18 protein-coding genes and 2 pseudogenes are annotated in these 22,192 nt (G+C 38.2%); 7 read left to right on the top strand and 13 right to left on the bottom strand.

The window, feature by feature from the left end:
* The first annotated feature begins 165 nt into the window (after positions 1 to 165).
* The gene (locus tag N693_RS0103495; protein WP_025783388.1) at positions 166 to 693 is read left to right on the top strand and encodes an RNA polymerase sigma factor; all 528 of its coding nucleotides are present in this window, start codon (positions 166 to 168) and stop codon (positions 691 to 693) included.
* Positions 683 to 1,729, top strand: coding sequence for a DUF4179 domain-containing protein (locus N693_RS0103490; RefSeq protein WP_025783387.1), 1,047 nt, complete (start codon positions 683 to 685; stop codon positions 1,727 to 1,729). Before N693_RS0103495 ends, N693_RS0103490 begins: the two co-directional genes overlap by 11 nt.
* A gap of 415 nt (positions 1,730 to 2,144) precedes the next feature.
* Here the strand turns inward: N693_RS0103490 and N693_RS0103485 are convergent, their stop codons facing one another.
* The 4 genes from N693_RS0103485 to N693_RS0103470 all read right to left on the bottom strand — a co-directional run bounded on the left by N693_RS0103485 (position 2,145) and on the right by N693_RS0103470 (position 7,840).
* Positions 2,145 to 2,549, bottom strand: a complete 405-nt coding sequence (locus N693_RS0103485) for a hypothetical protein (RefSeq protein ID WP_025783386.1) — start codon at positions 2,547 to 2,549, stop codon at positions 2,145 to 2,147.
* Positions 2,550 to 2,891: 342 nt separating this feature from the next.
* Positions 2,892 to 3,920, bottom strand: coding sequence for a DUF2268 domain-containing protein (locus N693_RS0103480; RefSeq protein ID WP_025783385.1), 1,029 nt, complete (start codon positions 3,918 to 3,920; stop codon positions 2,892 to 2,894).
* A 628-nt stretch (positions 3,921 to 4,548) separates the two neighbouring features.
* A complete protein-coding gene (locus N693_RS18845) occupies positions 4,549 to 5,451 on the bottom strand; it encodes a DMT family transporter (protein ID WP_037592634.1) in 903 nt (300 codons plus the stop codon).
* Between the two features lie 268 nt (positions 5,452 to 5,719).
* Positions 5,720 to 7,840 carry an ATP-dependent Clp protease ATP-binding subunit gene (locus N693_RS0103470; RefSeq protein WP_025783384.1) on the bottom strand — a complete coding sequence of 707 codons (2,121 nt, stop codon included), beginning with the start codon at positions 7,838 to 7,840 and terminating at the stop codon, positions 5,720 to 5,722.
* Between the two features lie 311 nt (positions 7,841 to 8,151).
* Here N693_RS0103470 and N693_RS0103465 point away from each other — a divergent pair, with 311 nt between their 5' ends.
* The 4 genes and pseudogenes from N693_RS0103465 to N693_RS18840 all read left to right on the top strand — a co-directional run bounded on the left by N693_RS0103465 (position 8,152) and on the right by N693_RS18840 (position 12,369).
* Entirely contained in the window at positions 8,152 to 8,535 is a 384-nt protein-coding gene (locus N693_RS0103465) for a CidA/LrgA family protein (RefSeq protein WP_025783383.1), read from the top strand.
* Positions 8,526 to 9,218, top strand: a complete 693-nt coding sequence (locus N693_RS0103460; protein WP_025783382.1) for an LrgB family protein — start codon at positions 8,526 to 8,528, stop codon at positions 9,216 to 9,218. The genes N693_RS0103465 and N693_RS0103460 overlap by 10 nt, the downstream gene beginning before the upstream one ends.
* Before the next feature lie 238 nt (positions 9,219 to 9,456).
* Positions 9,457 to 11,103: an amidohydrolase gene (locus tag N693_RS0103455; RefSeq protein WP_025783381.1), complete on the top strand. Its 1,647-nt coding sequence runs from the start codon at positions 9,457 to 9,459 to the stop codon at positions 11,101 to 11,103.
* Positions 11,104 to 11,313: 210 nt separating this feature from the next.
* Positions 11,314 to 12,369, top strand: a pseudogene (locus N693_RS18840) (M42 family metallopeptidase).
* A gap of 104 nt (positions 12,370 to 12,473) precedes the next feature.
* Here N693_RS18840 and N693_RS0103445 read toward each other — a convergent pair.
* From N693_RS0103445 to N693_RS0103430, 4 genes are all read right to left on the bottom strand, one after another.
* A complete protein-coding gene (locus N693_RS0103445) occupies positions 12,474 to 14,351 on the bottom strand; it encodes an AAA family ATPase (RefSeq protein WP_025783380.1) in 1,878 nt (625 codons plus the stop codon).
* Positions 14,352 to 14,875: 524 nt separating this feature from the next.
* Positions 14,876 to 15,127 (bottom strand): phage holin, encoded by a 252-nt coding sequence (locus N693_RS0103440; RefSeq protein ID WP_025783379.1) that lies wholly within the window; start codon positions 15,125 to 15,127, stop codon positions 14,876 to 14,878.
* 408 nt (positions 15,128 to 15,535) lie between these two features.
* On the bottom strand, positions 15,536 to 16,879 hold the full coding sequence (locus tag N693_RS0103435) for a TldD/PmbA family protein (protein ID WP_025783378.1): 1,344 nt from the start codon (positions 16,877 to 16,879) through the stop codon (positions 15,536 to 15,538).
* A 2-nt stretch (positions 16,880 to 16,881) separates the two neighbouring features.
* On the bottom strand, positions 16,882 to 18,270 hold the full coding sequence (locus N693_RS0103430; RefSeq protein ID WP_025783377.1) for a TldD/PmbA family protein: 1,389 nt from the start codon (positions 18,268 to 18,270) through the stop codon (positions 16,882 to 16,884).
* Between the two features lie 322 nt (positions 18,271 to 18,592).
* On the opposite strand from N693_RS0103430, the gene N693_RS0103425 reads away from it, so the two are divergent.
* The gene (locus N693_RS0103425; RefSeq protein ID WP_025783376.1) at positions 18,593 to 18,889 is read left to right on the top strand and encodes a hypothetical protein; all 297 of its coding nucleotides are present in this window, start codon (positions 18,593 to 18,595) and stop codon (positions 18,887 to 18,889) included.
* 119 nt (positions 18,890 to 19,008) lie between these two features.
* Here N693_RS0103425 and N693_RS0103420 read toward each other — a convergent pair whose 3' ends face one another.
* The 5 genes and pseudogenes from N693_RS0103420 to N693_RS19590 form a co-directional block, all read right to left on the bottom strand.
* Complete coding sequence (locus tag N693_RS0103420) at positions 19,009 to 19,326, bottom strand: YqhV family protein (protein WP_172643567.1); 318 nt, start codon at positions 19,324 to 19,326, stop codon at positions 19,009 to 19,011.
* Positions 19,327 to 19,464: 138 nt separating this feature from the next.
* Positions 19,465 to 19,608: pseudogene (locus N693_RS19860) on the bottom strand (DUF2441 domain-containing protein); the annotation flags it as partial.
* Between the two features lie 99 nt (positions 19,609 to 19,707).
* Complete coding sequence (locus N693_RS0103410; protein ID WP_025783374.1) at positions 19,708 to 20,055, bottom strand: hypothetical protein; 348 nt, start codon at positions 20,053 to 20,055, stop codon at positions 19,708 to 19,710.
* Positions 20,056 to 20,264: 209 nt separating this feature from the next.
* Positions 20,265 to 20,582 (bottom strand): hypothetical protein, encoded by a 318-nt coding sequence (locus N693_RS0103405; protein ID WP_025783373.1) that lies wholly within the window; start codon positions 20,580 to 20,582, stop codon positions 20,265 to 20,267.
* A gap of 173 nt (positions 20,583 to 20,755) precedes the next feature.
* Positions 20,756 to 21,841 carry an S-layer homology domain-containing protein gene (locus tag N693_RS19590; protein WP_025783372.1) on the bottom strand — a complete coding sequence of 362 codons (1,086 nt, stop codon included), beginning with the start codon at positions 21,839 to 21,841 and terminating at the stop codon, positions 20,756 to 20,758.
* Between the last annotated feature and the right edge of the window lie 351 nt (positions 21,842 to 22,192).

Below are 22,192 nucleotides of genomic sequence, written 5' to 3'. Positions count from 1 at the left end.
TTATTACCAACCTTTTTCTTTCTGATTTTTCAAAAGTATACATTAAGAAACAATCCGATTGAACTATAATTAAATTATATTATATAAAAGCAGTGCAACCATTTGATTGTTCTGTGTATCTAATCTATTGAACAACAAAAAAGGAACGATTCGGGAGGTGCTTGAATGAAATCTATAAAACCCTTGGTAAAAAAGGCTAAAAAAGGTGATGGTGATGCGTTTGTTTCTCTTGTAAAGCAATATGAGGATGTATTGTATAGAACTGCAAACAGAATGTTAAATAACGATGAAGACGTGGCAGATGCTCTTCAGGAAACGATTATGTCAGCTTATGAAAGATTACATACACTTCGAAAGGATGAGTATTTCAACACATGGATTTATAAAATTCTACTAAATAAGTGCAACAGTTTATTGAATAAAAGGAAGGTTTTTTCCCCTGTCGACTTACATGCACTTCCTGAAGGGTCAAATGGCGACTTTCAGAATATAGAGCTAGAAGATGCTTTAAATAGTCTAAATCCAGACTATAAAACTGCTTTTATCTTATATTATATTGCAGGATTAAACACGAAAGAAATTGGTGCAATTTTAAAAGAGCCCGAAGGAACAATAAAATCCAGACTCTCCAGGGGTAAACTGCTACTCAGAAATAATTACTATAAAAAAGGAGCGATTGCAAATGAAAACTGAGTTTGATGAAGAATTCGAACACGTTATGAGTAAAGAAAAAGAGATGCCTCTTAATGTAAGAAAATCTTTAGATAGAACATACAATACGATTCAAACACAATCGAAAAAGAAGAAAAACAAGTTCGTTTGGAAACAGGTAACTGCAGCAGCTTGTGCACTTCTTATCGCTGGTGCGGTCCTCACAAATGAACAAGTACGGGCAAGTATCAATGATTTATTTAGTTTTGGGGATAAAGGAATAGAACGAGCTATTACGGAAGGGTTTGCACAAGAAAATAGTAGTACTGCCACTGATCAGAATGTCAAAGTAACGCTTTTACAAAGTTTCTCAGATGAAAATAAAGCCGGAATGAGTTTTTCTTTAGAATTTGAAGATCCAAAAGTTCTTGAAAATGGAGTGACGGACGTTACGATGGATTTTCGATTGAAAAATGGAAACGGTGTGTATATTGAAGAATTTATTCCAGATACAAAGCCATTAAAAGGTAACAACACATACAATGTTTCAGGTATTCAGCTTAAGAATTCAATACTAGATGCTAAGACGGGGAAAACACAACTCGACATAATCATTGAATCCAATAAAGGCACGTTACCTATTCTACAAGATGCAGTCGTTGAAATAGAAAGCATTAATATATTTCGCGATCTTGAGTTTGCAGGTCTTACAAAAATTGATGGAAAATGGAACTTAGAGTTTTTCAATCAAGAAACAGGAAAACCAATTCCAATTATTGATTATGCAATGGATGACCCATCATCCATCATTCAAGTTATTTCTGCCAAGGCAAATCCAACATCACTTAACCTGAAATTTTCAGTAGATCAAGTATATGAAGATGAAACCCCCTTTGGCTTCTCAATGAAAGTAATTGATGAAAATGGTATTGTGTATGAATCAGAGGGCTTTAATATAGATATAAGAGATAATCAAACATATATTTCGACAAACTTTCCGATCACTTCTTATGATCACTTTGATAAATTGAAATTTATTATTGACGACATTGGAGAAGTTGAACTGTTTAAAAATTAGGGAGTAAAGAATACTGATGCGTATAAAAAAGACTGTTCGGAAATGCTAATTCCAAACAGTCTTTTTTAATGTACGCTGTACTTCTCTCCTGCACTACACAGCTGTATTCTAATAATATTTTACAGTCGATTATTATTGAACGAAATCGCTTATAAAGCAAAAGCCCTCGATTGCAGTTATTTGTATACCACATCTTACAACATTTCAATTCTTTCTTCTAACTTTTTATTTTCCTTTTTTACTTGTGATGATTCATAAAATGCTCCAGCGGCCAGAGAAAAAGCAAACCAAGTCCTAACCAATCCATTCCGATTTCCCCTATCCTTGAATATAACTTACACCCTTAAGCGGCCCTTTAACGGCATAATGCTTATTCTAGAATTGCCCCTTTAAGCTGAAGATGTGTGTTATTTACTTATTGGGAATACTCTCCAGGTTTAAGTGTATAAACTACCTCACCTTTACTATTGAAAGCAATATACTCCGCTTCAAAGATACTATTATTTTCAGTATTAAATAGTCCAAATCTTTCACCAGAACCTTTGGGTAGAAGTTCAAAATCATTTAATATTTTCTCTTCTATTTCGATTCTAACTTTACTTATTTCATTATTAAATACTCTAATTAAAACAGTGTTTAATTTTTCTTCCTTGTTAAATGGAGACTGGAAAAATGAAAGATGAATAGGTTCATTAATTCCCTCCGGTTCAAAGGTGAAGTCCTGTTTGAATTTCCAAGAAAACAAAGATTTCTCGAAATACATTTCGCTTTCTGTACCATCATCATTTTTGATAAAAGCTATAGATTTATTACCATTCAATACTTCAATATGCTGTATGTTTGTATTATTCCCATGCTTTTCAATTTCACTTGTAAGTTGTTCCTTATTATTTCCTTGAGGAAAAATTAAAATTACTAAAAAAAACTAGAAAGGCAATAATAATCACTAAGCCTTTTTTAGATTTTAAGATGTTCATACCTTCTTCTTCCTCTCGATAGCAATTGTGACCAAAACTCCTATAAGAAGACGTTTCAAAACATCACCCCAGTTATCCGTTAATTCGTAATCTGGCCCTATTCTGGCACAACTTTTATTCCGTTAATGCCCTGTTTGATGAAAGTTGGTTCTGATTGGATATTATTTCTCAGTAATATATATAATTTAATGCTTTTCACTATACTTACTTTTCTCAAGAACTTCATCGGAAGGCATATTAGTCCAATCAGTAATAGAAACATTTGTATTTTCGTCTATAAAGCTTTCCATTATTTTGTTCCCGATTTTATAATTTGCCCATCTGGGAAGTCCTTTTACTCCATCGCCACGGAAAAAAAGATCTTTAATTAATGAGTCAGTTGAACTTACGTTTTTCTGAAGGACTTGCCACGTTTGAATTTCATCTTTGCCTGTTGAAAAATCGCTCCATGGCGTTTGTATATCTGGGTAGATGATTCGTGCGAACGTATCTGCCTTTCCTTCTATCAGAACGAAATCTAATAAGGAATCTTCCATTGCTAATTTATTATTTTCTAAAAAGACTGTATGATGATACTCATGTGCAACTGCAAATTTTAAATTGCTCTCTTTAAGGAAAGGAGGAGCAATTTGGATTGTCATAAAGTTTTGATCCCACGCAACACCTGCCACACCTTCGTTTCGTCTTAAAGTAAACGCGTCATCTGGATTGGCAGGAAGAACATAAACGTATTTAGTAGCCCCTGGTGGTAACTGGTCAGCTGAATCTTTCAAAGCATTAATTATCAAATTTTTGATAGTATCATGGTTATCAATTAGTGATTGTAGATACTTATCTAAAAGAGTCGGACGCGTCGGAGTTCCAAAGCCCCACTGTTGTAAAATCCATTGGCCATCTCCACCACCTAGTGGATTTATTACAGTTTCCAAATATAATTCATCTAAATTGTCTGGTTGTTCTTTCGCCTTTTCAAGATAGTCTATAAAATTTTGATAAAAATATACTATTTCAAATCTTTGGCCATTATATGTAAATGCATTAAAGTTTGGAACGTTTTTTTTAGTTGCCACTTCTTCCTTCACTGAATTCTGTATGGTTTCTTCTGAAGCTTTTCCATTATTTTCACGTGATGGACTAGACTCTTCAGGGTCATTACTACAACCTAATAGAGTCAATATTGACAAAGTAAAAAAAAGAACTATTGATTTTCTCATTTTTCCCCCTAATTGCCCCTTTGATGAATGGGCGCTTTATTTATAATACTTGCCGTTACTTGGAGCGGAAGACGGACGACTCCGGAGGGATCAGCGAAAGCCGTAACGAAGAACGGCTTTTTCGAGTGAAGCGCAGCGAGAAGGAGCACATCATTGTACTCGCCTTGAGTCCCTCAGGGAGCGTTTTTTGCGACCGAGGAGACTCAAGCCACGCCCCTCGGAAAGCGTGCAGTCTGGAGCGGAAAGCAACAGTTATTATACTTCTTACTGGCACGTTTGTTGCATTGCCACACAATCCATTTGTTTACACTATTGTATCAAATTTTCTAATTAATTATCGAGCTTTATTTCAAATAATCATACTTTTTAAAAATTCATACATAACAGTTGCAATAGTAGCTTTAGCTATAATTGCAATGGTTGTCTTCTTAAGCAATAAAAAAAAGTAACCGCCCATTCCCTTTGTCAAAGGAACTAAATGGGGGTCACTCTTTTAAAAGCTTTTTTTAAACTATGGATAACCGCTCTTCATGCGTTCAAGTCACTATGATTTTACGTTTATGCTGAACATCCATCAAAGTAAATTGATAAAACGTAGTGTTTTTACCTATAGTTGATTGGAACTTTCTCAACTTCTATTCAGTTTCCGTGACCGCCCTCCCGCCACAAGTATGGCTGAATACAGAACGAGCACAATCCCCAACACTTGCCATCCATGCAACTGATCATGGAGAAACAAGACACCCATCAGTACAGCCACTATCGGTTCAATCGTCGCCAAAATGGATGCCTTCCCTGCTTCCAAATATTTTAGCCCGGATGTATACAATACATATGCGGCAACTGTTGAAACCAATGCCAACAGCAAAGCCGAAATCCACACATCGGCATACTGAAATTTATCCACCTTACCAAAAATATCACTCGTCAATAACATGAAGATACTTGTATAGAAAAACGTATACGTAGTGATGGTCAACGCAGAGTATCGTTTTGTGACTGGTTTTGTAAAAATACTATAAAGTGCATAGCAAAAACCTGAAAGAATTCCCATGAATAGCGTCTTACCCGGAATACTTTGTGATCCTAGCGGGAGTAGTCCTACCACAAAAGCACAACCGGTAATCGCAAACGCAAGCGCCCACCCTTTGCGAATCGTTAGAGGTTCCTTAAAGAAGATTCGAGACAGAATCGTGACGAACAAGGGACCGGTGTACAAAAGCGTCACCGCTAGGGACAAGCTTGATTGAGAAAAGACTTCGAAATAAAAGTAGTTAAACAGCGCAAGACTGAAAATCCCCGCGCTTGCGAAAAAAAGATGATCTTTTAAGCGAGTACGTAACTGTTCTCGGTAAAATAAAAACATGATCAGAAGCAAAAAGATAAAACTAAAAATCCCCCTTATGGCTACGACATCCCAAGCTGTGAAACCTCGTGCATACAACGGTGCGATGAATAATCCTATCAGTCCCCAGCATGCTGCCCCCGCTATGGTCATCAGATAGACTCTAAGTCCTGGCTCAGTAACCATCCCTTCTCCCCCTACCCTATATATATGTATTCCCTAAATTTCATCATACAATATCCAATCAGCGATAAATAGACTAACTTAGAAACGTCCGCAGGGCTTTATAGGAGATGTCCCCTTCGCTTATATAGATGACAAAAGGTAGCACACCATCTGCTGAATAAGCAAACTAAAAAATAACCACCTTGTATGCTCACTTATATGCATGTAAGGTGGTTACCAAAATTACTATATTCAACTATTTAATTTTTTTCTTTTTGAAAATGACTATTTAATGGAATTTCTGCACAATAATTTCATCCTCAACTAAGTCGACATTCACTTTACCAACAGACTCATTCTCCAATAAAAGATCTGTCAGTGGATCTTCGATTTTGTCTTGAATTACTCTGCGAAGTGGACGAGCACCGAAACGTTTGTCATAACCTAACTTCACGAGTGTTTGCTTTGCTTCTAATGTGATGTTGAGGTTGATATCATTTTCTTCAATATTTTCTTGAAGATCTAACAGCATCAAATCTACAATCTCTAGCAAGTTTTCTTCTGTTAACTCATTGAATGCTACAATCGCGTCGAAACGGTTCAAAAATTCCGGCTTGAAATAATCACCTAACGTTTCTAGCATCGTCACTGACTCATGTTCTGTCTGATTAAATCCAACGCTCACTTTTTTAGCAACGCCTGTTCCTGCATTGCTTGTCATAATGATGACCGTGTCTTTGAAACTTGCTGTACGACCGTGTGAATCGGTTAAACGCCCGTCCTCCATAATTTGAAGGAACATATTTTGCACATCGGGGTGTGCTTTTTCAATTTCATCGAGTAACAATATTGAGTAGGGATTTCTGCGAATTTGTTCCGTCAATTGACCGGCTTCTTCATGACCCACGTAACCCGGAGGTGAGCCGATAATTTTGGAAATCGCGTGTTTCTCCATATATTCACTCATGTCCAGACGGATTAACGTATCGCGAGAACCGAATAGCTCTTCCGCCAATACTTTTGTGATTTCTGTTTTACCAACGCCCGTAGGTCCCACAAATAAGAACGATCCGATTGGGCGATTTTTTGACTTCAAACCAGCCCGACTGCGACGAATCGCTTTTGCGATTTTTTCGACCGCTGCAGACTGACCAATGACTTTTTTGCCAAGGTTTTCGGCAAGTCCTTTCATTTTCGCTTGCTCTGCAGCTTGAAGTTTCGTCACAGGAATACCAGTCTTCTCTTCTACAATCAATTCAATATCCGCTATAGCTACTTCAGAATGCCCTGCTTCTCCATTTTGTTTTGTTTCATCTAATTTTTGTCGTAATTGCACTTCTTCTGCTCGCAAGTTAGCTGCTTTTTCATAATTCTCCTGATCTGCTGCTTGCTCTTTTTGCTGAACAATTTCTTGCAGGCGCATTTCAATTGAGTCTGAATCACCAGCTGATGTCTGTTCCAGGTTTAATCGTGCTCCCACTTCGTCCATCAGGTCAATTGCTTTATCCGGCAAAAACCGATCTTGGATATAGCGTTGTGATAGCGACACAAAGGCTTGTACCGCTTCATCTGAATAGCTTACGCCATGAAAGTTTTCATATCGATCTTTAATACCGTTCAAAATCTTAAACGTATCTTCTGCAGACGGTTCTTTAACGATGATAGGCTGGAATCGACGTTCGAGAGCAGCATCTTTTTCAATTTGTCGATATTCCTTAAGTGTTGTTGCCCCGATAAGTTGTAATGTCCCTCTAGCCAAAGCTGGCTTCAAGATATTCCCTGCATCCATTTTAGATCCTTCAGTTGTCCCAGCACCAACTAGTAAGTGAATTTCATCCACGAACACCAAAACATCTTTACGCATTTCCAATTCTTCAATCAGCTGCTTCATCCGTTCTTCAAACTGTCCTCGGATTCCCGTATTGGTAACTAGTGATGCAACATCCAGCACGTATACTTTTTTGTTTAGCAATTTCGCTGGTACATCACCTTCATGAATTTTCACTGCAAGCCCTTCAGCAATCGCCGTTTTACCGACACCGGGTTCCCCAATCAGAACTGGATTATTTTTATTTCTTCTATTTAAAGTTTCGATCACGCGCTTAATTTCCTGATTACGTCCTATGACTGGGTCTATTAATCCTTCTTGCGCATCGTCAGATAAGTTCTTACCCAATTGGTCTAATAAACCTGGTTCGTGACTTTCTGGCTCTCTCACTTGCGTATATGTTTGTTTCGCACCATTTGCCTGATAGGATTCATTTGAGAATGACGGTACGTTGCCCGCACTAAGTTGGCCATTTAATTCGTGAAAGCAGGAGCTGCATAGATTTACCTGCATCGCTTGCTGATTCACTTGTAGCCGTAAACTCATAGTTGCTTGGTTTTTTTCACAATGTTGGCATTTCATATTAAGTTCCTCCCTAATGTTTCAAAATACGATTTGACTTTGACTATCTTTAACCTTAACTCTATTTTACGCTGACCTTATTTGACATTCAAGAAATTTGCTTGTGTTGTTTTAATAAGTTATGACATGTTCTTTCAAGCATTCGAATCACAAAATTTATTAATAAACACTGAAAACAATGTCTTTTGCGTTTGATTGAACCTCTTTTATATAATAAAAGGACAGAGTAAAACAGGTGTAAGATTGACTACTTAACGGTATCTTTCAACACATACTCATTCGAAATTGATGAAAGAAGGAATTAGCAGCCTATGAATATTCTTATTAAGCTGATTCAAGTAGCGTTTCTTTATGGGTTTTATGTAATCGGAAGCTGGTTACATGACATCCTGCACATCCCACTTCCGGGTAGCATCATTGGATTATTATTAGTATGGGGAGCTTTGAGCACAAAGCTTATAAATTTGAAATGGATTGAATCTGGGGCACATTCCCTGTTATCTGTTTTGCCTATATTTTTCATCCCTGCGACAGTTGCCATCATGAATTATGGTCATTTCTTTTCAGGGAAAGGCAGTTTGTTAATTCCCATTACAATCGTTAGCACGTTTTTGACGATGGGAGTCGCTAGTTTCGTTAGCCAATCGGTTGCGAAGCGGATGGACAAGAGGAAGGCGGGATCTGAATGCAATTGATCATTCTATCATTGGGATTCATACTACTAACGATTGCGGTCTATTTTGCAATGACTGTACTCTACATGAAGGTCCATTTGCCGTTTTTAGTACCTATTATCACAACTACAATCGTCATTATCGTGATTCTAGTGCTGTTTAATATTCCTTATGAAACTTATATGGTTGGTGGACAGTGGATCGATAAGCTACTTGGCCCTGCCGTAGTTTCGTTGGCAATTCCTTTATATAAACAAAGAGAATTGTTAAAAAGACAAATCTATCCGATTATTACAGGAGTTTTAGTTGGATGTTTAACGGGCATGATTACTGGGGTGGTGCTAGCGAAAAGTGCAGGGTTTTCAAAAGAACTAGTCTTATCCATTTTGCCTAAATCGATTACGACTCCGATTGCGATGCAAATTGCGACACAAGTAGGTGGAATTCCAGCACTTTCAGCTGTCTTTGTCATCATTGCGGGAATTAGCGGTGTACTACTTAGTCACTATTTTCTCGCGTTCTTTAAGTTGGACAGCACACTTGGTCGTGGAATTGGGTTAGGCGTTGCAACCCACGCCATCGGAACGTCCAAAGCGATTGAATACGGTGAACAGGAAGCTTCGTTGAGTTCTGTTGCCATGACCCTTTCCGCTATTTTCGGATCACTGCTTGGGCCAGTTATTGCATGGTTATTTTATAGATAATATCATTATTGTTAACGCGTCTCTTTACAAGGCGCGTTTTTTTGTGATTCTCCGTTGTTGAATGCATGCAATAGAATGTTCCTTCAATTCATCTTACAGCTGCTCTTCAACAAAGGTTAAAGTTCTTTTAGGCAATAAATAAGCAAATATAAAACCCTAAAAGCTTGACGTATAAATTCATAGTGAAGTAGCATGTACCTCATATTAATATAAATAATGTGTACAAGGAGGATGCAACGTGCCAGATTTAATTATTACAAATGCCATAATTTTAAAACTTGATGCTAACAATGGACAAGCTCGTTCTTTAGCGGTTAAAAACGGACGAATTACAGAGATTTGGGATACACCTACTCCCCCCGCAGGTACAAATTCGATTTCTGATAGCACAAAAATCATGGATTTAAAAGGAGCAACTTTAATCCCAGGATTTATCGACACACATAATCACATATTATCTTACGCTCTATTGAGTGAAATGGTAGATTGCAGTTCACCACTCAACCAGAGCATTGATGATCTATTAAACCGGATCCGGTTCAAAGCGGAACAACTACCGTCAGGTCAATGGATACAAGGGTTTGGGTACGATGATACGCTTCTATCGGAACAACGTCATCCTACTAGAAAGGAACTTGACCAAGTTGCTCCAAATCATCCTGTTTTACTTAACCACTCTTCCGGACATATCGCTGTAGCTAATTCGCAAGCACTTTCATTAGCACAGGTCCCTGAAGACATTGAAGATTCTTCGAAAGGCCATTTCGGAAGGGATCTTGATGGGCGTTTAAATGGAGTGTTGTATGAACATGCAGCGACATCCGCTGTCAGTCATGCAATACCAGAAAAAACAGAAGAAGACATGATTAAATTACTTGGACGAGCAGCTGAAGAATATATCGCGCAAGGGATTACTATGAACACAGTTGCAGCTATAGGAATGTCTACTAATCCTAAGAAGGAATTGGATGTTCATTTAAATGCAGGAAAAACAAAAGTAAATCCGATGCGCACTCAGTTGTTGATGATCCATTCACTTTTACAAGATGATGGTCTATTTAGTAACTATTCTGCAAAGGAACTTGATGAAGAAATACAAGAAAAGTCAAATGGCCGTGTGCGCTTAGATGGGGTTAAACTGTTTCAAGATGGTTCCATACAAGGTTTGACAGCCGCGTTGCGTGAGCCTTATTTCTGTGATGACTCCCTCACTGGAACGCTTATCCACGACCAAACTTCCTTGAACGATCAGCTATTGGATTTTCATCAAAGAGGATACCGGATTGCTATCCACGGAAATGGGGACAAAGCGATTGAATCGATTTTGAAAGGGTATGAGTATGCACTACACAATGCCCCTCGAGATGATCATCGCCACCGTATTGAACACGCACAAACTGCAACTATGGAAGATCTGAACAAGATGAAAGAACTCGGCGTAGCCAGTTCCTTTTTCATAAATCATATTTATTATTTTGGTGATCGACATGAGCGTATATTCCTTGGGCATGAACGTGCTCAACGGTTGAATCCAGTGGAAACAGCTGCTAAAAAAGGCATACTCTTTACACTCCATTCCGATTGTCCGATTACACCGATCTCACCTTTGTTCTCAATCTGGGCTGCAGTCAATCGCCTAACAAAGGAAGGTCGAGTTCTGGGAGCTGAGGAAAAGTGTGACGTCCTTACAGCACTTAAATCGATGACAATTTACGGTGCGGAGCTTAATTTCGATGAAGCGTCCTCGGGCAGCATTGAAGTTGGCAAGCGCGCAGATTTCGCAGTTTTAGACAAAGACCCAACGTCAATTGACCCCCTTGACATTAAAGATATAAACGTACTTGCTACCTTTATCGATGGAGAACTCGTATATGAACGAAGCTGAATACTAGTACATTCACCAGGTGTGAAAGCACCTGGTGATTCCTATGCCCTCCACCTTCTATGTGTTTTGTAACACCTCTTTGTTTCCCAGAAGTTATTTTTATGAATGCCCCTTTAAATACTTTCCTTACATTATCAGCCTGAATAGTTGTTACAATTTTTATAAAACGATAAACTTAGAGAGACGAACCATTTCGAAAGGAGAATACATATGACGTATAAACCAGACACAGCTGAAACAAAAGAACTCATCCAACAACTTGTATCAATTCCAAGCCCATCAGGCTACACAAAAGAGGTAATTGCTTTTGTTGAGGAATACTTGAAGCAATACAATGTGGAAACAAAGCGCAACCGCAAAGGCGGTCTCATTGCAACATTGCCAGGTAAAAACAACGAGGAGCATAGGATGCTTACTGCCCACGTCGATACACTTGGTGCTATGGTGAAAGAGGTCAAGAGCAATGGACGTCTACGTCTCGATTTGATAGGCGGCTATAACTATAATTCGATCGAGGGTGAATATTGTAAGATTCACGCATCCTCAGGCAAAACAATTACTGGTACGATTTTATTGCACCAAACGTCTGTACATGTCTATAAAGATGCTGGGAAAGCAGAAAGAAACCAAGTGAATATGGAAGTGCGTATTGATGCTAAGGTGAAGAATGAGAAGGAAGTTCGTGCACTTGGTATTGAGGTAGGTGATTTCGTGTCACTCGATCCACGTGTGGAGATTTGTGACAATGGGTTCATCAAATCACGTCATCTGGATGATAAAGCCAGTGTCGCAATTCTACTTCAACTCATTAAACAGATTCACGAAGAAAAAATCACACTACCATATACAACGCATTTCCTAATTTCTAATAATGAAGAAATCGGCTATTGAGGGAACTCCAACATTCCTGAGGAAACCGTCGAGTACCTCGCAGTCGACATGGGTGCTATGGGAGATGGCCAATCTACGGATGAATACACGGTGTCCATTTGTGCAAAAGATGGTAGTGGTCCCTATCACATAGGACTCCGTAATTCACTTGTTGAGTTAGCAAAGCAACATAACATTGCATATAAGCTTGATATTTATCCATATTATGCTTCTGATGCATCCGCAGCGATCAAAGCAGGACATGACATCATTCATGGCCTGATTGGACCGGGGATTGACTCTTCGCATGCGTTTGAACGCACGCATGAGGAGTCGCTGGAATGTACATTGCAGTTGCTTTATCATTATGTACAGTCGGATATGCAGAAATATTAATGTTCAAATAAAAAAACATAGTTTTGAAGCCAATGCTTTGCAAAGCATTGGCTTCAATTATTTCTTACAACTGTAATTACTAATAAATACTTTGGAAATTAGAATTATAGAATTACCTCTTCAATGGAACTCTTATGGTCTTTAAATTCTTCACTAAAAACTTTTTCCACAATCTCAGACCAATCTTTTGAAACATTATCCCAATCGCTTCCCCAATTCACATTTATAAATTCATAAGCTTTAAATGGTTTATCTTTAGAAGGTATTGGATAACCTAAAATATTTTCTATACAATTCGATAACATTATGTGCTTTTTTTCATCAGCGACTGCTTCCGATATTGGTAGATTGAATTTCTCAGCCCCTGCTGTCCCAACATCTGCATCATGGATAACATGTGGGTGAATATCCATTGCCTTTAGATATTTCACTAAAGAAATTATAGTGCCTTTACCTCTCGCTTTAACTATCTGCCAGTTATGTTGAATCTCTTTCTTTACACCAACTGGCATTCTTGCAATTGTCTCTTTGAAAACTACCTCTTCAGTATCTCCTTCTACTATTAAAACATTCCTTGCGAAAAATACCTTTGACATATAATCATCCATTTTCACTAACATCTTAAGATATGTCTTTTCATCCTGTTGGAGCTGCTTAAACGCCGAAGATATATTGAATGGCTGTGATTTCACTTTAGAAACTGTCAGAGAGATTCCGCCATTTTCCATGTCCTGCTTTACTTCTGTTAAACTATTTAACACTTGAGAAGAGTCTCTGCTTAAATCCACCATAAAAGGTGAATGTGTGGTACATATGATTTGATTATTACTTGAAGTAGCTAATTCATATATTGTATCTCTCATTTGAAACGCTGCATTAGGGTGAAGATATATCTCTGGCTCTTCAAACCCTATTATTAATGGACGAGTTCTAGTATTCTCTCTTCTACTTCTATATCTTAGCATAGCGAAAACTGTTGATCTAATAACCCCAGTGCCCTGATTTTCAATCGGAGTTTTTGTGTTACTGGTCATTTCTACATCAAATTTTGGTTTTATAACATTAGCATTTGTTAAATTTGTTGCTGCAAGCAGCTTAGTGTTAGGAAATACATCACCTAGAATTTCATTTAATTCTATCATCATTTTCCCGAATTCAGTATCACCATCTTTAGGATTGAGCTCTTTTTCTAAGAGGCTAAGATAGTGTTGAATATGGTCAAAGTTTTCAGACGCATCTCTAACATCTTCGAATAAACTGTTTAATGTTTTAATTAATGAACCGTTTTGTCCCGTTATTTCATCCACCTTGTCCTGAGCTGGGATTAGCAAAAACTTCGGTAGTCTAACTAATATGTTTCCTGGAATCCCACCTGGATTAACAACCCAGTTCTCAACTGTCTTATCAATAGAGTATAATTCATCTAACAATACTAATTCCTTGTAAATTTTAGAGCTTTTAGTTATTTTTTTGTTCTTATCTTCACCAGTGAATAATTTATCAATAAGATCATTATCTAATCCATTATCAATATAATCATTTAAGGTTTCACATTTTTCGAATTTCACTTCTAAATTCTTTTTATTCTCTTTCAATTCCACAACGTAGTCTTTACCTGGTTCAAATGTTTTTCTATACACGATCATTAAACCACTTTCTTCTGGACAATCAGTCAAGTCATATTCTAAAAGACGCCCTTTAAATCCACGCCAATTTTCCGCTTCAGTTGGAACATTCCTAAATTCTGCTGTTAGTACTATCTGGTTCGATAAGTATATGTGTTCATTTGTATCCTCAATAAAAGTACTGAAGAACTCATTAACAGGTATTTTTTTTGAATCGGATAACAAATATTCTAAAGCTTTCAGAACCGTGCTCTTTCCAACGTTATTCTCACCGATTAAGAATGTCGCATTTGAAAATAAAATTTCAGTATCAATGTTTTTTCTAAAACCTTGAATACGAAATGAATGTAATCTCATTTTTCTCCACCTCACAATTGTTTTTGAAAACTCATTATGAACATTTAGTCCTACACCCATTATCTCATATAAACAAATTAAATAAAGCTATATATTTCGACAATTTTCTACATTGTTTTCTCTATACCTTTTATCTAATTGTTGTAGTAAGGGCATAGTTCTGATTGTCACTCTTCAAAGTCTTACATTAATTTCACTTTTTAGTCAATAAGTCCTATCACTTTTTCACAGGTATTCCTGCCAATCACATTTCAATCGCTTTTATTTTTACTTCTGCAGATAACTCACTCTAGTTCCCCTAGAAAAAACACCTCCACGTTGATGTAATAAGGTCTAATACCCGTTTTTCAACGTAAGGTGTTTTTATTTGTCTCACTTTCTTAGGTCAGTACCTTTTTCCCGGGTCACTGGTTTTTTTTATTTGCGAGGGGATAGTTTTGTGGTTTTCTATTTAGGAGTATGCAAAGTTCTTGCATTCAAAGATTAGAGGAAAAAACCAATTGAGATGCTGTTTTTTTAAAATATTATTTTAGTCCTCTCCTTTTCAATTCCTTCTCTTGTTTTTTAGCTTTTTCTGTTATGATATACGAGTTTTTATATACACCATAAACAATTAGAACAAACGGAATCGCTGCCACGAGTACCCCGGAGAAGGCTCCGATGCTTGTTGGATTAAACCAGGTGAACTGAATACCAATCGTGTGTAAAAACAAAAAGACAGCTGAAGCCAAACCACCAAACAATCCGATATACTGTTTCAATTTATCTGCATTCACTTCAATCCCTCCTTTCTTAACTACTTTTTCAGAAGAAAATACATGTGTTTGTGTACCTTTTGTTTATACATCTCATATTGGCTATTCTCTATTCTATGCATAGAAAAAAAGACATCCTATGAGGGATGTCCCGGCCTGTAGACAAACTCCAGAAATCATTGGGCTTGCCTACAGTATTTTTTTTACAATAGAATTATCTATGAAAGGTTGATTTCCTCTGCGACGGACGTTTTCCTAGGAGCTAGCTCTCAGCTACAATCAACAAATATGCCAACTATTAAATGAGGTAAAGGGGGTCATAACAAAAAGTCAAAAATGAACGTAACCAGAATGTAAAGCTTACAATTCACTGAGTTCCGCAAGACCATCTGGTCCGTAGATAAAACATCCCTTTGCCCATCATTTCTGTTAGTCCACTGTAACTGACAGTTCTTTCACTTTTACAGAAGGCGACCCATACCCGCCCGGAACAAATTTTAAATCAGATCCAACCGATACGATTCCATTCATATAGTCATAGAAATTTCCTGCAATCGTCATCTGTTTCACAGGGGACGCGATTTTTCCTTCTTTAATATAGAATCCTGATGCCGCCACTGAGAAATCACCTGAAATGGTACTTGTTCCTGAGTGAAGACCCGACAAATCTGTTATCAACACGCCTTCCTCTATAGTAGCCATCAATTCTACCTGACTTTTTTCCCCCGGAGCAATATATAAATTGCCGGGTCCAACCGATAAGGTACTCTTGTAGGACGCTTTACTTGCATGACCAGTTGAGTTGACGCCCTCTTTTTTAGCAGTTTTCCGATTATGAAGAAGTGTTTTTAAGGTACCATCTGCTATGAGCATTGTTTTTTTAGTTGCAACCCCTTCTCCGTCGAAATTTCTACCTAACAATGCTTCAGGATGAAACGGATCATCTATAAGACTAAAGTTTTTTGCTCCGATTTCTTCGCCAATTTTGTCTTTCAACAATGACTGATCTTTCTGTGCTTCTTCAGCGGAAAAGATCGGAGTAAAAGCTGCTAATAAAGAAGCGGATGCATCGTGCCGCATAATAATCGGATACTTCCGTGAGGGAATCGATTTCTCTCCTAAACTAGAAATAGCTTCCTCCCCTGCTTCAGTTGCAATCTCATCTGCATTCAACGATTTAAAATCCCTTGTTAAACGCACCGCGCGACCCGTCTTCATTTCTTCCCCATCCTTAGCAACGGCGTATATGAAAACAATAAGTCCATTCGTTTTATCTTGCAAAGAAAGTCCTTTGTTGTTTGTAAGAACTCGTTCTTGCGAAAAGTCTTGCAGTACACAATAATTTACCGATACAATTCTGGGATCATAAGCCAAAGTTTTCTTTTCTACTTCTTTTATAAAAGCGATTTTTTCTGGAATAGAGACATTCGCAAGCTTATTACTATAGCGGGAGTGCTCCGAGTAGTATTCACTTCCTCCAAAGATGTCCGTGCCGTCATCTTCATCTAGCGCGTCTGCATTCGCTTTTGCACCCTCGATTAAGAAAGAAATGGAATCACCATCGATTTTTTCTGTATACGCATAACCCATTTTTCCATTATACAAACCTCTGAATCCAACTCCACCTTCTTCAGAAGTTTCATAGCTATCGATTTCCCCTTCAAATATGTTAACTTGGAACGAGTTAGATTTTTCATAATAAACCTCTGCCTCATTAAAACCAACATCCTGTGCTTTTTTCAAAAGTTCATCCTGAAATAGTTGAATGTCCATTGTTATTCCCCCATTGTCCCACCAACGGTAATCTCACTGACACGCAACATAGGTTGACCAACATTTACGGGGAGACTACCACTGATAGACCCACACATCCCTGCACCATGTGCCAAATTGTTGCCTACTTTATCGACAAGTTGTAATGTTTTCGCACCATTCCCAATAAGAGTTGCACCACGAATAGGTCGACCGATCTTACCATCTTTCACCAAGTACGCTTCAGCAACGGCAAAGTTGTAATCACCTGTTGCTGGATTCACTTGACCGCCACCCATATATTTCGCGTAAATCCCATTCTCAGTCGATGCAATGATTTCTTCCGGTGTCGAATCCCCTGGTGCAATATACGTGTTCGTCATCCGTGAAGTTGGATTAAATCGATACGATTGGCGACGAGAAGAGCCAGTCGCTTCCGCATTCATGCGACGTGCATTGAATTTATCGATCATATACCCTTTTAAAATCCCATTTTCAATCAATACATTTTTACGTGTTCTTTCACCTTCATCGTCAATTGTCAGAGAGCCCCACTCATTCGGAAGCGTTCCATCATCGATATACGTTACGATATCAGGTGCAACCTTTTCACCGATGCGATTCGCGAATACCGAGGTATTCTTCGCCACTGATGTCGCCTCAAGTCCATGTCCGCAAGCTTCATGGAAAATCACACCACCAAATTCATTGTCGATAATCACCGGGAACTTTCCACTTGGACACTCATCCGCACCAAGCATCGTCACGGCAATACGTGACGCCTCTCCTGCGTAATGATGAAGATCCAGATTCTCGATGAATTCAAAACCAGCATGTGCTCCCGGACCGTAGAACCCACTCTGCATTTCCACACCATCCGATGCTGTCGATTGAATCGCAAGTCGTGAATGGACACGTTTATCCTCTACGAACTTTCCTTCCGAGTTGGCAATCAAGACATTCTGTTCCTCATCGACATAACGTAATCCAACTTGGCGGATGCGTTCGTCATAATTTCTAGCAATTTCGTTCGCCTTTCTCATCACCGCTATTTTGCGCGCATGTTCTACTGTTTGTGGTAATTGAGCAATGGTATGAATCGGTTTAATGATTTCCTTTTGTAAGGGATGGATAATCCCATTCCCTCCACCGCTAATTGCTAACGCAGCACGCTTCGCAGCCTCAATCAGTCCTTCTTCTGTAAAGTCGGAGGTGTACGTATACACATTTTGAAGTCCAGAGAAAATTCGGATCCCGATTCCGAAGTCACGACCCGTAATACTTCTTTCAACCTTATCACTTTGCAACTCAATTGAATTCACAAACTTGTCTTCTATGAAAACCTCTGAAAAATCACCGCCAGTCGATAACGCGGCTTCCAATACATTTTCTATTATTGATTGCTTTATCATTTCCCATTCCCCCTCCATTTGGATTATAACCTATATTTTGTTAGAATACATTGATTTAGTCAACTATTCAGTTTAATTTCCAGTCACTACTAGTACATACTGAATTCCCATCGTATAAATCGGCAAAGTACACATACTCCACGCGAAATTGGCCGTCTCTATTTAGACAGCCTTCCATTATATTCTCGAGATTGTTTCATTATTCATGAAAGTTGAATCACGCAGTTAATCTAATAATATGTAGACGGGAATGACATTCTTTTTAGATATTCAACTTATCGTTTATACTTAGAATCATAACTTCACTTTGGAGGATTAGACGATGGAATTTAAAAATATTGATGAACAAGTCATTCAGAAGTATAAAGAAGATGAAACTCTTATGGTTCGCCTATTTGTACAATGGTGTGCTAATCATGACCTTGACTCACAAACTCTCTATCAAAAAGCATACCCCGCCCAACCGTTAAATGTACTATTAGAGGAAGTCATCGAAAGTGATGATGGATTTGACGAACTTCATATCGACAATGAAACGATGTTGGATGTTCTCCAAATGTTCGGAAATGACGACCTGGCATTTGTAGTGGCGGATGAAATTCAGCGCTTGAAAAAGTAACTTGTACATACAGTCAAAAATAGTTAATAAGGTATGCTGTGCACCTAACTTTCATATTTGTTAATCATTCATGATTGTTTCCGGCACAGCTACCTTTTAATTATTTCCCGTAAAAGTTCTCACTTGGCCTTCAAACTATATAGGATTAGTAAAACTCCAGCAAACAAACAGACCATCCTCGTTAAAGAGATTTTTTCAGTGAGCCCACTCAGTGCAATCCCTGTTGTGACAACCAATATAACTGGGCCCACTAAAGCAAGCATGCTGTTAATGTAGAAAGCCTTCTCCAAATCATTAAACTTGTACATTAATGCAGCAGCTGATATTTCTATACTCCCCGAAATCACCCTTAACAAAATGATGAAAAGTAAAGCCCTTTCAATAACTGTGACCACATCCCCTGTAGTATTCACACTAAGTATATGCAACCTGACCATGCATTATTTGAAAGAGCATCCAGCGTACAACTTGGAAACAATTCTGAGTGGTGTCTTAATTTAAATGTCTGCGCACCGAACATTCATAATGTATTTCGGGATCTTCATTCTTTAAAACAATGGAAATTAATTAATAGTCTAAACTACCTTTATTTCACAGTTAATCAGCATCTCAGGGAGCTCACTTTTCACATTGCCATTCCAATACGCTTTTCCTTGTTCAATTTTTTGAACAAAAGCAACGCCATCTGGTTTCGGTAAAAGCTCTCCGTCCCCACGAAATATTTCCCAACAACCCGTCTATCTTTTAGCTCCAAGAACATTATATTTCAAAATTCAGACACCTGAACTAATTATAAAAGCGTGGGATCTCCACGCTCATCATTGCCTTCTTTTCAATTGTAAATTCCCTTTATTAAACATAAGTAGTCCATTCGCGCGCTCATAAAGAGCATATATTGGATACAGCAGACCAAGGAATACGACAGCTGTAGGCATTTTTTCAATAATCGGTACAACACTAGACAGTAAGGAGATAACTAGTTCCGTTAAGAAAATAAATAACGGAATGATTGCAATTACACCCACTATTAGAAATGGGGTTACTTTTGTTTCTTTTAATTTGGCTTGGCAGTACGGACACTTCATAGTTAAAGGTGACGAAAAATCCTCAAAATCCTCGAGGGTAATGGCTTTTTGGCAATTCGGACAAGGTACTGATGTTTTCATACTAATCTCCTTATACTTAACAATTTAGCTAAGTATAATTGAGAGTTAGCTATCTTGTAAATAGGAAATATAAACCAGGAACAGTCTGGCGAAGGTGCAAGTTTGTCCAAATTATATGTCGTATGCAATTTGAATTACAGCTTACTATTGAAGGATTCGATTATGATTTTTAAAAGCCTTGACCACCCTATTCAGGTACCTTTCACTTATTATCCCTCATACTTTTTCATCAGATTAAAACGTTCCACACGGTCTTCAAACCCTGCATCCATCAAAGCGTCAACTTCGATTTTGCCAAACAAATCGAAATGGGGATAGTCTTTTTTGTAGTCAATCCACTCAGGCTTTAACCCGTATGTTTGTCCCCACTGTATCAGGCGATTAACATTCGCACAGCCTACCTTTGTCACTGTCTTACACCCAGGAAAACGGTCATCTAGCCAATAATGTGTGAGAAATGCAATCTCTCCGGCACGGACCGCCTCTTTCCAAGCTCTCACTTCTGTACGATTAGTTCCGAACGCCATCAGTCTGACCCTCACTGATTTCCATTTCTTTTTTACTGCTATACATATCATCACCTCTGGTATCCATTATACAAAAGGGGTAGGTCTATTGCAGTTTGATGAACTTTTCAATAAAAAATTCCATCTCATCCCATAAAAAAACGTCGGCTTATCACCGACGTTTAGACGTTCTTTTATCGAATTGACTTCAATTCACTTACCAGTTTTCCGGTAGGGTCAACCGTCTTCACATGACCTACGCCTTTGACATAGTAATGCTTATATCCTTTTTCGTTCACTTCTACAACATTTGTGAATGTTTTATATGGTGTTTTTATCGTTTTATTAACTCCTGTAATTTTTAAAGCATCAGTTTCAGATAGGCCATAACCACTCCAAGAAGTCCCTACCTTCACAGGATACTTCAGCGCTATTTCATAGTTAGAGAACGGATAAGATTCAATCAGCATCTCATCTGTTTCTTCTTGCTGGATGTACCAAATATCTCCAGATTTTGGACCTTGAATCACCCAGAAGAAACCAGCATAGTGAAGTTCACCAAATTGCCCCATCGTTTTTTTGTACTCCATACGGATATCCCCATTTGGAGAGCTGAATACATATTTCTTCGTCATATCTCGAGAATAGCCATCTTTTTTGACCGTTCGTTGTTTGTATTCAGGGCTAAGACCCCGTGCTAGAAATGCAGAAAACTGTTCCCGAGTCACTTTGCTAGCCGGACGGAATGTGCCGTCTGAATAACCTGTTGTAATGAAATCCCCGGCTATATTTCGTATAGAAGAATATGCTTTCATCTGTTCACGGACATCCTTGAACTCCCGAATCGAACCTGTTTCTATATCAAATGCACGTGCTAAAAATATCGCCATATCGCCTCGTGTGATGTATTCATTCGGACGGAATGTGCGATCTGGATAACCAGAAATAATTCCATAGACTGCAGCTTCAGAAATATATCCACTTGCTCCGTTTTGTGCAGTAACATCTGTAAAACGCGTGGCAGTTGGTCTTCCATCATAGCCAAGCATACGGCCGATCATTATCGCCGCTTCTCCTCGAGTGACATTACGCTTTGGTTGAAACTTCCCATTGGAATAGCCGCTTATGATCTCTTTATTGACTAAGTACTGAATTTCATCATGGAATCGATTGTTTTCTGGAACATCAGGAAAACTAGTTGCCGCTTCGGCTACTGTTGGTTGTACAGCTATTATACATGCAATTCCCAAAACAGCTATAAGTGATAGAATTCTTTTCATAGCACCTCTCCTTGTTTTTGTAGATGTAAGTTACTCTCTTGTTTGTGACAACTCGATCTATCTAGCTTATGGAATAGCTTACAATTTCATGACAATTTTATTTTTAATACAGTTTAGCCCACTTATACAGGGAGCATCGCCATTGTAGAAAACTACTTAGATTCAAATCAGAATGATGTCCAAGTTATGCCTTGCACAATCTGTGGTTTTTCCAAGGTACAAAACGGAATCTGTTTTCATATTACAGATCCATCTCCAATACTTCATGATCTTTTCGATTTCCTTTAGCATCTCATTAGCTCCCTTGGATTCTTTGGAACAAACGAACTGCAGTAAGCTCCTCAAAAGAAA

It is taken from the genome of Sporosarcina sp. D27, from assembly GCF_000586555.1.
In the GTDB taxonomy this organism is placed as follows: Bacteria; Bacillota; Bacilli; order Bacillales_A; family Planococcaceae; genus Sporosarcina.
Note: the sequence above shows the minus strand (reverse complement) of the source record. Positions and strands in the feature narration are given on the sequence as shown.